At 68.7% G+C, this 12,937-nt stretch carries 4 protein-coding genes and 2 pseudogenes; 4 read left to right on the forward strand and 2 right to left on the reverse strand.

Translation table 11 applies throughout. The annotated features are described in order from the left end of the window. Positions 1–97: 97 nt before the first annotated feature. Positions 98–6,646, reverse strand: coding sequence for an RHS repeat-associated core domain-containing protein (locus tag OHA37_RS33060; RefSeq protein WP_266910726.1), 6,549 nt, complete (start codon positions 6,644–6,646; stop codon positions 98–100). Positions 6,647–6,767: 121 nt separating this feature from the next. Beyond that, positions 6,768–10,496, reverse strand: a complete 3,729-nt coding sequence (locus OHA37_RS33065; RefSeq protein ID WP_266910728.1) for a LamG domain-containing protein — start codon at positions 10,494–10,496, stop codon at positions 6,768–6,770. Positions 10,497–11,361: 865 nt separating this feature from the next. On the opposite strand from OHA37_RS33065, the pseudogene OHA37_RS33070 reads away from it, so the two are divergent. The 4 genes and pseudogenes from OHA37_RS33070 to OHA37_RS33085 form a co-directional block, all read left to right on the forward strand. Next, a pseudogene (locus OHA37_RS33070) lies at positions 11,362–11,472 on the forward strand (hypothetical protein); the annotation flags it as partial. Between the two features lie 53 nt (positions 11,473–11,525). After that, positions 11,526–11,864, forward strand: coding sequence for a hypothetical protein (locus OHA37_RS33075; protein WP_266913458.1), 339 nt, complete (start codon positions 11,526–11,528; stop codon positions 11,862–11,864). Then, positions 11,809–12,234, forward strand: a complete 426-nt coding sequence (locus OHA37_RS33080) for a hypothetical protein (protein WP_266913460.1) — start codon at positions 11,809–11,811, stop codon at positions 12,232–12,234. The genes OHA37_RS33075 and OHA37_RS33080 overlap by 56 nt, the downstream gene beginning before the upstream one ends. A 22-nt stretch (positions 12,235–12,256) precedes the next feature. Next, positions 12,257–12,560: pseudogene (locus OHA37_RS33085) on the forward strand (transposase); the annotation flags it as partial. Positions 12,561–12,937 lie beyond the last annotated feature (377 nt).

The raw sequence follows: 12,937 nt of genomic DNA on the forward strand, positions 1-12,937 counted from the left end.
TCTCGCTCTCTGTCTCGCCGTCTGCCTCGGAAGTATCCACGTGAACGATCGGCGGGGTGCCGGGAGTCCCGGCACCCCGCCGACAGGAGCCACGTGCCTACTTGACGTCCAGGTCGAGCATGTATCCGCGCCCGAAGACGATGACGCGTTGGATATGCGTGTTGCTGCGCTTGAAGTCGTCGATGCCCTTGTTCGCCGTCTTCTCGTCCATGCCGCCCTTGCGAAGATCGATCACGGCCAGGTCGACCTGCTGCTTTCGGTCGGCCTTCTTCAAGTGGTCGCGAAGACCGTCGTCACGCGTACTGGTCATAGCCTTGAAGTCGGCCCGCTTGTCGTCCACCCAGGCATCACCGGCATGCGGCGCGAGCTGGTCGTCGTTCCGGGACATCACATTGTGTCCGTGGATCGCCAGGGTCAGCGCGATCTGGAACTCGGCGGGGTCGTCGAACCCGAATCCCTCCTCGCCCTGCTTGTTCTTGCGCTTCCAGGACTCGTCGATCCGCTCCATGATCTTTTCCACGTCGCTGCGCGAGGGTCCCATCATCTCCAGGAGGTCGTGCGCCAGGTTGGCCGCGCCGCAGCCGTCCCGCGCGCCCCTGCGGCAGAGGTCCTCGTCGATGTCCTCGATCTCCTCTTCCAGGTAGTTGTGGAGGTCCCAGTCCCCGTCGAGGATCTGGTTGACCCGCTCCTTGCGGAGCTTGGCGGCGATCTCCGCGTTGGAGAAGAGCAGCTGCTCCAGGTAGCGCTCGTAGCGGGGCGCGCCCGCCGGGGGGTGGCCGGCCCGGCCACGGCCGGTGTTGTAGTTCGTGCCGCGGTGAGGCGGCGGGTTCGACGTCGCCTTGCGGTCCAGGAGGATGTCCGGGATGCCTCCGGTGCAGGAGATCTCGCCGGTCCTGCACTCTGGCACCGCGAGACCGGAGGGGTCGCTGAGCGTGGTGGGGTTGTTGTTGGCGTAGCCGTAGCCGTTGAGCGACTGGTGCTGCTCCAGCGTCAGGTTCGGGTCCACGCTGATGAACTGCCCGATGGAGGGGTCGTACTGACGTGCCCCGACCTGCGTCAGTCCAGTCCCGGCGTCCGCCGACTTGCCGAGGAACCCCTTGTCGTCGGGCCAGGCCCCGGTGTCGCTGCCGCGCTGGGCGCCGAACGGCGTGGTGTACCGCTTGCTGAGGGCCTGGGCGCTGTCCGCGGAGATCGCGACGTGGCCCGTGCCGTGATGATCGACCGACAGGAAGGTCAGCTTCTCGCTGCCCGACTGGTTGGTGCGCACGGCCACGGTGCTGGTGCCCGCCGTGTAGTACCGGTTGGCCCACTTCTTCCCGGACTTGAGGTGCACCTCGGTGTTCCCCAGGTACAGCACCGACTCGCCGGCGGCCGCGTTGTCACGGCGGATCAGCAGGGTGCCGTCGGCGTCGTACACGTAGCCCGTGGAGGTGCCGCCCTCGGTGAGCTTGCCCAGCCGGCCCTCGTGGTTCCACAGGAGCGACTGGCGGACCGTCGAGGCGGCACTCTCGGCACGGCTCTCCGTGCGTCCGGAGTCGTCGTAGGTGTACTGGGCCGCCGCCGACGCGCAGGCGTCGGGCGCGGTGGAGCGGACGACCGCCTTCAGGGCGTGCCGGCGGGTTGTGTCGTAGCAGTACGTGGAGGTGACCGGGTCGGCCCCGCCGCGGGTCTCCGTGGCCCGCTGCCCGGAGGTGTTGTAGGTGAAGCCGCTCCAGTACGGAGCGGGGCCGCCGAGGTTGGCCGCGGTGCGTCCGGCCGTCGAGCAGTCGGCCGTCTTCGGGGTCCAGGCCTCGGTCAGGCGGCGCAGCCCGTCGTAGCCGAAGCACTGGTAGTCGCCGCCAGTGCCCGTGTCGGCCCGGTCGTGGATGGAGGTGACATTGCCCGCTTGGTCGTAGGCGTACTGGAGGTCCTGCACGGGACCGCGGGTCTGGTCGTCGGTGGCGGAGGCGAGCATCCGGCCGGTGCCGGGCTCGTAGGTGCGGGAGAGGAAGATCCGCTTGGCCGCGGCCGAGGTCCCCAGCTCCAGCTGGTGGACCTGCCCGGTGGCCGAGTAGTCGGCGCCCAGCAGGTAACCGGAGAGCCCGGAGAGCTGAGTGGGCAGGCCAGCGTCGTTGTAGAGCGTCTCGACCGTCTCGGCGGGCAGCCCGCCGGCAGCCGGCTCCTTGACGTTGTTGAGCGTTCCGTCGAGCCGGTAGGCGGTGCCCAGGGCGACGGTCTCGGTGACGGCACCGGAGGTGACCAGCGGATCGGAGGCGGGCAGTGTGAGGGAGGTGGCCGTCGCCCGGCCGACTGTGTCGTACGCGGTGACGGTCTTGGTGTACTCCTTGCTGCCTGCCTGGTTCACACCGTTCTCGTAGCGGACGGACTTGTCGGGCAGGCCCTTCAGCAGGCCGTCGAAGGTCCACTTGGCGAGCTTGTTGACGTCCGTGCGGCTGGTGTGCCACATGTCGGTCTTGCGGCCGAGCTCGTCGTAGCCGAAGAGGATCAGATGCCCCTCGGCGTCCTTGGTGTGGTCGACCTGATCGAGAGCGGTGTAACCGGTGGTGATGGTGCCGGTGTCCGGGTCGGTGCTGGACACCTCCCGCCCGTACAGGTCGTAGGTGTGAGACCAGGTCGAGCCGTCGGGGCCGGTGACGGTCAGCGGCTTGCCGTCACGGGCGTAGGTGTGCGTCACCCGGGTGTACGGGGCCGCGGTCGTGGCACCGTACTGTTTGTCGTCCGGCTGCGGACCCGCGTAGGTCCGGGTCTCCGCGGTACGGCCGAGCGCGTCGGTGATGACCCGCGAGGCGGTGCCGCCCTGAACGGCGGTCGTGGCCACCGAGTCGCCGGTGTACGTGGTGCGGGTGTCCCACTTCTTGGTGCCCCAGGAGGACAGGGCGGTTTTCACTACCCGGCCCGCGCCGTCGTACACCATGTCGTTCTGGACCGGCGCCTGGGCGTTTTCGATGCCGTAGTAGCTGCTGTTGGGCGCCTTGGCGCTGTCGAACGCGTCCGCCTGCGTGACCACGGCCAGGCCCCGCGCGTCGTAGCGGGTGTCCGTCAGGATCCGGCCGCCGTTGACTCCGGGGGTCTGGGTCTGGATCTTCCGCAGCAACGAGTCGTAGAGGGTGTAGCTGGTGCGGTAGCCGACCCCGTCCGCCTTGAGCTGCGCCACCGAGGTCCACGACGGTGTGGTCTGGCTGAGCTTGTAGGTAAAGGAGCCGCTCGGGCTGTCACCGGCGGCCTTGGACCGGTTGGGCAGCCAGACGGCAGTGGTACGGCCGAGGGCGTCGCGGGTGTACTCGGTCCTCTTGAGATTGGCGTCGAGGGTGTAACTGACCGACCCGCGGGCCGGGTCGAAGTAGGTGTACGACTTGTGGGCCTGGCCGTTGGAGGCCAGCTTGGGGTGGGTGACGATGACGCCGGTCACCGGGCCGCCGGCCGCTGGATAGTAGGCGGTGGTGGTGGCGTTGCCCTTGCCGTCGGTGGACTTCAGCGGTCGGCCGAGGCCGGCGGTGTCGGTGTCGGTGTCGAACTGGGTGGTGACGACCGTCTGCCAGGATCCCGCTCCGGGGTTGCGGTCGGCGGTGCCGTTCGCGGCCGGGTATCCGGTGGGCTGGCCGGTCCAGGTGGGCAAGCCGAGCGTCGGGGTCTGGGACGCCGTCCAGGCGGTGGCGGCCGGGTTGTCGAAGACGGTGGCCGCGTCGGACAGCACATCGCCGCGCGTGGCCGTGCTCGTCGGCAGGGACAGTTTGTCGTCGGAGTCCGCGCATGGCTTGCCGACGGTACGGGTCCGGGAGACCAGCGAGGTCAAGCCCTTGCCGGTGTTGCGGGCGTACCAGGTGCGGGTGCAGGTCTCGTCGCCGGTGAACGACCAGTCACCGTGGTTCTCGACCTTGGTGATCATGCCGTAGGTGCCGTCGTAGGTGTTCGTCGACGCCGTGGTCCGCCACTTCTTCGCAGCGGTGAGCCAGGTGTACTCGTAGCTGCGCGCCGTCCGGACGAAGTGGGCCCTGGAGTGCGCGTAGGACTTCTGTTGGCTGGCCGTCTCCTTGGACCATAGGTTGTTGAAGGTGAACGCGATCGGGGTGGCCCCGTCGTAGGTGATCTCCTGCCGGAGCTGTCCGGCGTACTGATCGTGGTCGTCGGCCGCGGCGAGGGTCGCCGAGGGGACGGGAACGGGGGTCACGGTCGCCGTGCGACTGCTGCCGTCCTTGCGCCGGTCGCCATGCATGCCCTGCATGAACAGCCGCACGGACTTGCCACGGATGCTGCCCGGTTCACCGGTGTACGTGGTGACCTGCTGGTAGCCGCGCCAGTTCGACCACGTGCGCTCCTTCTCCTCGGTGAACGGGTCGTCGTTGTAGTGCCAGCCGGCCTTGGCGTACTCGTAGCCCAGTTCGACGGCGGGGTTCTTCGCCGCAGGGTCGCTGGTGCTGACGGCGAGGACCCGGTACTTGTGGAACCAGTCGAGGGCCGGGTCGCCGCCGTTGATCGGCCAGTACACCGGGTAGCAGGACAGGGCGTTGTCGTCCTCGGCGGCCGGCATCCTGGTGCCACGCACGCACTCGGGGTTCGACAGCGCGACTGTGGTGATCGAGCCGGACTCCGCCGTGATGGTGGAGATCCGGGGTCGGGTCAGCGGCAGGATGTTCGCGCCGCCCGGCTGAGTGCCGCCTTCGACGCGATTAGGCCGCTGCTGGTAGGTGAAGCCCACCGGGGGCAACTCGACGGCGGGGCTGCCGTTGAGACCCGTGCGGTGCAGCTTCGTGAGCGTGAGGACCTGGTCCGAGCTGTTGCCGATGTCCTGGCCGTCGAAAAACTCCTGCGTGAACGCGTACGAGTCGACCGGCTTGAACGCGTCGGGCTCGGCCGCGGTCGACCACGACTGGGTCTCGACCTTGACCAGCCGCATGCGTGAGAAGAAGTGCGGGCCGGTGCTCAGGCAGTCCTTGGCGGTCGCTGCGCAGATCGAGTCGAAGGGCACGTCCGGCCAGTTGTCGGCGGTGTCCTTGGTCAGCTCGGCGCATGTGGCGGCCGTGCAGCGCTCCTTGTACGAGAAGACCACGCGGGCGGCCGGCTTGCCGGTGAACAGGGCGCCAGCCCGCTGCCCGTAGCGGATCTCCGTGGGGTGACCGCCGCGTACGTAGTCGGCGAGCTTGGTCTTGTCGCCGTTCTTCGCGTAGTGGTTCAGCTCCTTGGCGTACCAGTACGTCGAGGCGTTCCCGTGGACGTCCTGCACCAGATCCAGGTTCCACCTCCAGGCCTGGGTCTTCGCGCGATCCCCGAAAGCAGCGCCCGCCGTGTACCCAGGCTCGCCGCTGTCGTCGCCGAACACCGGCACCGTCCACACCGACTCGGTGCGCTCGGCCCCGGCGCCGGGAAGCTTGTTCAGGCCGAAGGTGTACGTGGTGCCGTCACCGGTGGTGACCTTCCAGTGCTCGCCCTTCCCGTCGCCCTTCCCCGCAGCCTTGTCGTCACCGTCGTCGCCGTTGTCGGCGCCGGTCTCGTGGACTACCAGGGAGGCGTCGTCGTTCTTCAGCCGCCACGTGCCGGAGGCGTCATCCTTGACCAGCTCGTTGGCCGTGCCGTTCAGGACGAGGGTGGCGTTCTCGTATTTCCAGCACTGATCGGACTTGTCCTTCTGGCCGTCATCCTCGCAGCTGCCGTACTTGCGCTCGATGTAGGACTCGGTCAGCGAGAAGCCTTCACCGATCAGCGAGCCCTGGTTGTTCGTGTTCGCCGTCCGGCCGTCGATGCTGCCCGAGTCATAGGCGAGGCTCAGCGGAGGGACGGGACCGGCCGGGGACGGCGGCAGGGTCAGCGGGTAGTTCCAGGCAAAGGAACCGGAGGAAGCCCCGGCTTCCCAGGTCGCCGACGGGGTGAGCGGAGTGGCTGTCATGTCGCCGCCACCAGTCGCAGACTCCCCGCCCGAGGTGGCGGTCACCGCCATCACCATCGGGGCGGAGCGTGCGGTGAGCACGGTGTCCGCGGTGACCTTCTGCCGTACGGGGTCATTCGCGGACGGCAGCTCGACCGGGACCCGGCAGGCCGCCTTCTCCGGCGTGGTCAGCGCACAGTCCGGGAGCTGCACCAGGCCGAGCCGTCCGGACCAGTTGCCGCCGACGGCCGAGGCGAAGGAGCTGTAGTCCACCGTCACGCCGGCCCGGCCGGGCCGCCCGCCGCCCACGGTGAACAGGACACCGGTCACACCGGCACGGCTCGCGGCCCGCTGGTCGAGGACGGAGACGGTGGCCACGTCCGACGCGGCGGGCCCGGAGCCGGAGGAAGCCGTCGCCCGCTTGCCGTTACCGGACTTCACAACGCTGCCGCGGACATCGACGATCCGCCCGGACGTGCTGGATCCGAGGGGGTCCGAGACGGTGCTGGCGGTCGGCCAGGCCGCCCGCCGCTCGGCCTCTGCGCTCTCGACGAGCTGCCGGTTGGCCTGCTTCTCCCGGGCGACCCTGGCACGAGCCTGGTGTGCGCCCTGGCCGACGACGGGACTGACACGGCTGACCCGGGAGTCGGCGGACGGCGGAGCGCCCGGAAGGTCGGCCGCAGCCGCCGGCACGGCGTTGGGAGCGGCCAGGGACAGGACGATGGCCCCGAGCAGCGGAAGGCTCCGCGTCCGGCGCCGGTGTCCCGACAAAGGTGTTCTTATCACGATGTGCTTTCTTCTCCGAAGGGATGCGGGGCCCCGGCTCCCTGGCGGGTTGAGGAGGGAGCCGGGACCGCTCCGCGGGGCGCGGGCCAGCGGCCCGCACCCTCGGTGGCGTGCGAAAGGCTCAGTCGCCGACGACCGCGGTCTTCTGCTGGGCGTTGTGGACGGCGCCCGCCCAGAGCCTCAGCTGCGTGATGCGGCCCGGCAGACGGCTGCCCCAGTCGGATCCGGTCCAGCCCTTGCCGACCGTGAGGACGCCGGTTCCGGCCTGTGCCGTGAAGGCGGTGGGCACGCCCTGGCGGTCGACGAGGAAGAGGCTGACCGTCTGCGACTGCGCGTCGTAGGCACCGGTCAACTGGACCTCGGTGCCGAGGACCGCCGTCTCCTGACTCTGCACGGACACCGTCGTACCGTCGGTGTTCACCCGGCCGAAGTGCCACCGGCCGAGCGCCCAGGTCTCGGACACAGGCTGCCCGGTCTCCTCGTCGATCACCGGGTCGCCGTTCTCGTCGACCACCTCGTGACCGGTGGTGTCGACGCTGGTCTTCTCGAACCACAGGCCCCAGGACGTGCCGGTCGCGGTCCGCTGGGAGACGATCTGCGCCTTGTGGCCGTTGGGCTTGCCGGCCAGTGCGGCGCCGTCGACGAGGGCCTCCACGGAGACCGTGAACGAACCCGTCGGGTCGACCACCTGCGTGGCGAGATCCCCGCCGCCGGTGCCGTCCAGGACGACGGCGGAGCCGTCCAGCACGGCACCGCTGCCCAGGGTCAGGGCCTGGCCATAGTTGCTGGTGGTGTCCCGCAGGACGCTGCCGGAGGCACCTGAGGGGTTGAGGTCGGCGACCAGTTCGAGATGGGGTAGCCCGGTGCCGTCAGGGCCGTCGAGGAGCCGAGCCTCGGTGGCGATTTCCTCGGCAGACTTCGCCGCCTGCCACACCGTCATCTCGTCGATCTGTCCAGGGAACTGGTCGACGTAGGCGCCGCGATACTTAGCCCGGCCGACCTGGAAGCCTCCGCTCGAGGGCCAGTTGGTGGTGATCGCGTCGGTGCCCTGCAACTGGCCGTTCACATAGAGGGACAGGACGTTCTTCTCGTGGTCGGCGACCATCGCCAAGTGCGTCCAGACATTTAGCTGGGCGGATGCCTGGGCGTTGACGCGCTGACCCTCCAGGTCGGTGGTGGCCGCGTCGGCTGCCGCGAGACGGGCGCACCAGGTGTCCACGGCCGCGCAGTAACTGAGGAAGAAGGCGCTGTGATGGGTGCCGTCCTGACCTGCGACGGTACGGTTGCGGCCACCCTCCTCCAGCCGGACCCAGGCGGAAACGGTGTACGAGGCCGCCGTCTCCAGGACCGGCCTGGTGGTCGAGGCGGACGCCGTCGCGCCGGTGCGGAGCGCCTGGTCCGGGCCGCGGACCTCCGGCACGGTTCCGCTCGCCGCAGTCTTGACGACCTCGCCGCGGCGCCCGTCGGGGGTACGGACGGCACCGGTCAGGGTCAGGTCGTTGCGCAGCGCCGGATCGGTGGCGGTCGCGTCGACGGCGACACCGGACTTCTCGTCAAAACTCCAGCGTGCGATCGCCTTGGGACCTTCGGCGACCAGGAACCGGACGATCTGCTCCTCGCCGCCGAGCGGATAGGCGGCCGACTTCGCCTGGACGTGCAGCAGTTTGGTGCCGGAGGAGGGCGGGGTGATCGTGGCCCGGTAGGTGGTGCCGCTCATCCACGCCGACCAGGTGGCGGTCGTGGAGAGGCGGTAGCGATAGCCGGTGTTGGGCGTGGTCTCTCCGGCGCCCGGCCCGAACAGCACGGTGCCGGCCTTCCCCGGGGCCCCGCCCGGAGTGCAGGATCCGCCGGAGACGCACTCGCTGTAGACGGTCCAGGAACTCAGCGTGGGTTTCCGGGGCGCCTTGCTGTCCACCGTGAAGTAGCACCAGGGCGTGGCTGAGCTGACCAGTTGCGTCGAGTCGCTGTTGTACAGCGAGTAGGTGAAGGCGTTGTAGCGGTACAGCTTGCCGTCGACGAGCGGGTTGTCCCAGGTCTTCGTCTGCGCGGGGAAGTTCTTCGCCGTGCTGCTGTACGCCGCGTATCCGGGGCTCGGCTTGACGGAGCCGCTGGCCGGCTGCGGAGCGTCCGCCCAGGTCGTCCCGTTCTTCACGTCGACGTCGAAGTACACGCGCAGCCTGCCCTCTGCCTCGCCGCCGACCGCTGTCTCGGGTGTGGCCAGCAGGTCGGGCGTCGGGTCGGTCAGAACGGAGGGCTGCCCCTCGTTGGTGCTGCACACGCGGCCGGCGCCGGACCTGATGCCGTACTCGGTGGGGGTGGCGGGCTTGCTGACGTAGCTGACCACGAGGACGGCGTCGTCGTCGAAGCGCTTCCAGGAGACGGTGTCCTTCTCGTCCTTCGCCATCAGCATCAGGGTGAGGCGGGGAAACTTCCCGGCGGCGAAGTCCCGGACGGTGGGCGTCAGGTTCTCGTCCGTCTCCTCAGGGTTGTCGTTGAAGGCGATGGGCGCCTTGGGCTGCGACGGTGAACAGGCGGAGCCGCGGCCGGCGGAGACATGACGGTCGCCCATCTGGTCCAGGACGGCCGGCCCCGGCCATTTGGTCGCGGAGGAGATGTTGTTGGTCCGCTCCAGGTCGACCCAGCGGGCGTCACAGGAGAACGACCAGGTTTCGGTGACCTTGAAGGTGGCGTCGAGGACGTGCTTGCCCTTGAGCTTGTCCGGGGCGAACTCGAAGTACATGCGGTTCGTGTAGCCGTTGCCGCAGTAGTACGACACGCCGCCGATGACGGCGGTGCCGCACCTACCGACACTCATGCCGTTGGTGCCGCCGTCGAAGTTGTAGAACACGTCGCCGTCCGAGGACAGCACCGTGCGCTCGGACTCGTTCAGCTCCACCGAAGGGTCAATGTAGAGTGGCAGTTCGGCCTCGGTCGTACGAGCGATCAGGGCCGAGTCGGGAACCACCTTCACGGAGTCCTCGGCCACCGCGACCCGCATGACCGCGGCCTCGTCGCCGGAACCCGGTCCGCTGAGCGGGTCGCCCTCCTCGGGCGGCGCCACCGGCACCGGCTCCTGGGAGTGCAGCACCGCCGGGACGGCGGCGGCTGACCTCTTCGCGACGGACGCGGAAGCACGTGCCGGGCCGGCGTGCGCAGGGTCGGCGTCGCCTGCCGAGTTCCACATCTGAGCGCTGGGCGAACGGAACAGAACCTGCCCGTTGGCGTCCACGGCCTCCATGCTGCCCGCGGCACCCGGACGGACGGCCAGTCCCTCGGCGTTGAGGGCGTACTCGATGGTGCTCAGGGCCGGGTCGGCCGCGGCCTTGAGCGTCTCGACCTCCAGGACTTGCCGGAACCCCTCGACGGTCGCCGTCAGGATGAGGTTCACGTCGGGACGTACGTTCTCGTACACCGCCCGACTGCCCTCCAGCCTCGGAGCGGGCAACTCGCCCGGCCAACCCAGCGACACGCTGCGGCCGTTCTCGCCGATGGTCACCAGGTCCGCACCCGGGCCGCCGGCGGAGAACGAGATGTCGACAGCGGCGGCCTTCGGCCCGACCGTGCCGTCGGCCCTCGTGACCAGTGTCGGGTCGGGCTTCGTCCAACCGTTGCCGGCATTCACCCGGACCGGGGCGATCGCCTTCTCCAAGGTGAACGTCTTGCCGTCAGGGTTGGCGTAGACGGTGTCCCGCTCCGTGCGTTCCTCTGCGACCTCGACCCGCTGCCCGGTGTTGAAGGCCTCGACGAGCGCGAGTTCGGAGGGCGTGCCTGCCACCTGCGCGGGGGCGGGGGTCGCGGAAACCGGGACCGCGGGCGCAGCGGTGAGGGCGAGGGCCAGCACTGTGAGCACGCCGCAGAACCGGCCGACGCCCCTTCCAGGACGTCTCACGGCGTTCTCCGCGGGGGCGGGGTGCCCGCGACTGCGGACAGATGAATAAGCGTATGCATGGTTGAACCGTTTCGATGAGCACGCCCGGAACGGGTGTGCCGGGAGTGTTGTGTGTGAGGCCGGAGCGGGGAACGGCCGGGGCCTCCGGTCGCGACAGGGGCGACCGACTACCGGGTGGCGGCAGCCTTGGGGTCAGCGCCACAGGGCATGACCCCTTCGGCGAGCGCTAAGGCTCGCGCCGGTGTAGGCCGAAGCCTGTCGATGGTGTGCACGCGTGATCCCCCGGTGATGCGAGGCCTCCCCAGGCCCGCGATACCTACGATCGAGTCAGGATCGTAGGCGACAACTTAAGCATCCTTTTCATGTGAAGCAAGCAGTCACTTACGGAACCAAATATTCCGCCAGCATCCTTGGGGCGAATCGAAGGAAACCCAAGAACTGGAATGAGGGGACGAGTGGAGCTGAGGTTGCGCGGTCGACTCGGGGCGCGGTGACGACGTTGCCGTCGTTCCGTTTCCCCGAGTCGCCGACCCGAGTGAAGTAGGCCGCCGACGAGGTGTCCGTGGTTCGGGTCCTTTTCCGACAGCCCCTTCCCTAACCGGACTGGCCGTTGGGTAGGCCGCCAGCGAGGTCACGGCTTCGTAGTGGTGTGACGCCCGGTTCGTGATGATCTATCAGTTCGGCGATGCCCCGGGAACGCGACAGGCACGGCTTCCAAGATCATGGAGTTCTCTACGTTCCGTGATCCGAGTGGAAGGCCGTGCCTGCCGACGCATCATCGCTGATCCCGCCTGCCCTTGACCAACTCCGCCAGTACCCGCAGGTCGTGCCCGAGGAGATCCCCGGTCTGCTGGAGCGGCTGGCCGAGGTCCCGGATCCGCGTGATCCACGCGGGATACGCCACCGCTTGGCTGCCGTGCTCGCGCTCACCGCGTATGCGGTGCTGGCCGGAGCGACCTCACTGCTGGCAGTCGGTGAGTGGATCGGCCGATGCCCCCAACGTACGTGCTCCAACAGGTCGGTGTCCGCCCCGATCCACTCTCGCCCAGGCGGGTCCTGCCCGCCGAGACGGCGGTCCGCCGACTGCTGGCCCACGTCGACGGCGACGCGCTGGACCGAGCGGTCGGGAGCTGGCTCGCAGAGCGCTGGCCGAAGACGACCGGGGCCGCCGGGATGCGCGGCCTGGCCGTGGACGGCAAGAGCCTGCGGGGTGCGGTCAAAGGGAGGGGGCGGAAGATCCACCTGCTCGCCGCGCTGGAGCACACCACCGGCCTTGTCCTGGCACAGCGAGATCACCTGCTTCCAGCCGCTGCTGGACACCGTCGCTGACCTGGCCGGAGTCGTGGTCACCAGCGACGCGATGCATACCCAGTGCGAGAATGCCGACTACCTCCTCGGCCGGGCGGCGCACTACATCGTGATCGTCAAGGGCAACCAGAAGAAGCTGTGCCGACAGCTCAAGTCCCTTCCCTGGAAAGACATCCCTCTCCAGGGACGCACCCGGGGCGTCGGCCACGGCCGCTCGGAGATCCGCCGGATCAAGGTTGCCACCGTGAACAACCTCCTCTTCCCTGGATCTCGCCAGGCTGTCCAGATCAAGCGCCGGCGCACCGACCGCAAGACCGGCAAGACCACCCCTCGAGGTACTCGACCTCTGAGGCTGATCCTTTGGAGTGGACACCCTGACAATGGATCTTGATGGTCCAGGAAGGGATGCCCAGGTGGGACGTAAGTCTCCGTATCCGGAGGAGTCCAGGAAGGACGCGGTCGCGCTCTACCGCGCCGCGACCGGGAAGCGGACATACGCGGCGGTGGCGGCGGATCTCGGTATCACCGCGGAGTCGCTGCGGACGTGGGTACGCAAGGAAGAGGCCCAGGCCACGCCCGAGGGCCGCGACGGCAGTGTCAGCGCGGCGGAGGAACTGGCCCGGTTGCGGGATGAGAACGCCAGGCTGCTCAAGGCCGAGCAGGAGTGGCGCCTGGAGCGCGAGATCCGCGCCGGGCAGCCGCCTATTTCGCCCGGGATTGCGTCCTGAACACGAAGGGGAGTTGACAGTAGGGCAGCTTCCAAGAGTGGTGCTGTGCGGATGATGAAGGTTTTGTGGCCCTTCGAAGTCGCCCTGCGGGGGGAGGCTTCAAACCGCCTCATGCTGCGTTGGTTGATGACCGTCGTGGTGAGCGATGAGGAAAAGGCGTCCTGCGAGGCGTCAGGTGGGGATCGGGAAGACGAACGCAAGTGAATCGCTGCTGACGTGTCGAAACGAAATCAGACGACATCAAACCGGGGTGTTCCCGAAATCCCGGGATGAGCCTGGCGGGTGCCCGTCTATTGGCCAGGCGGTGTCCGGCATGCAGGCGACGTGATCCCGGTCTGCGGCTTCCGTACGGAACAGGAGAAGGCA

It is taken from the genome of Streptomyces sp. NBC_00335, from assembly GCF_036127095.1.
In the GTDB taxonomy this organism is placed as follows: Bacteria; Actinomycetota; Actinomycetes; order Streptomycetales; family Streptomycetaceae; genus Streptomyces.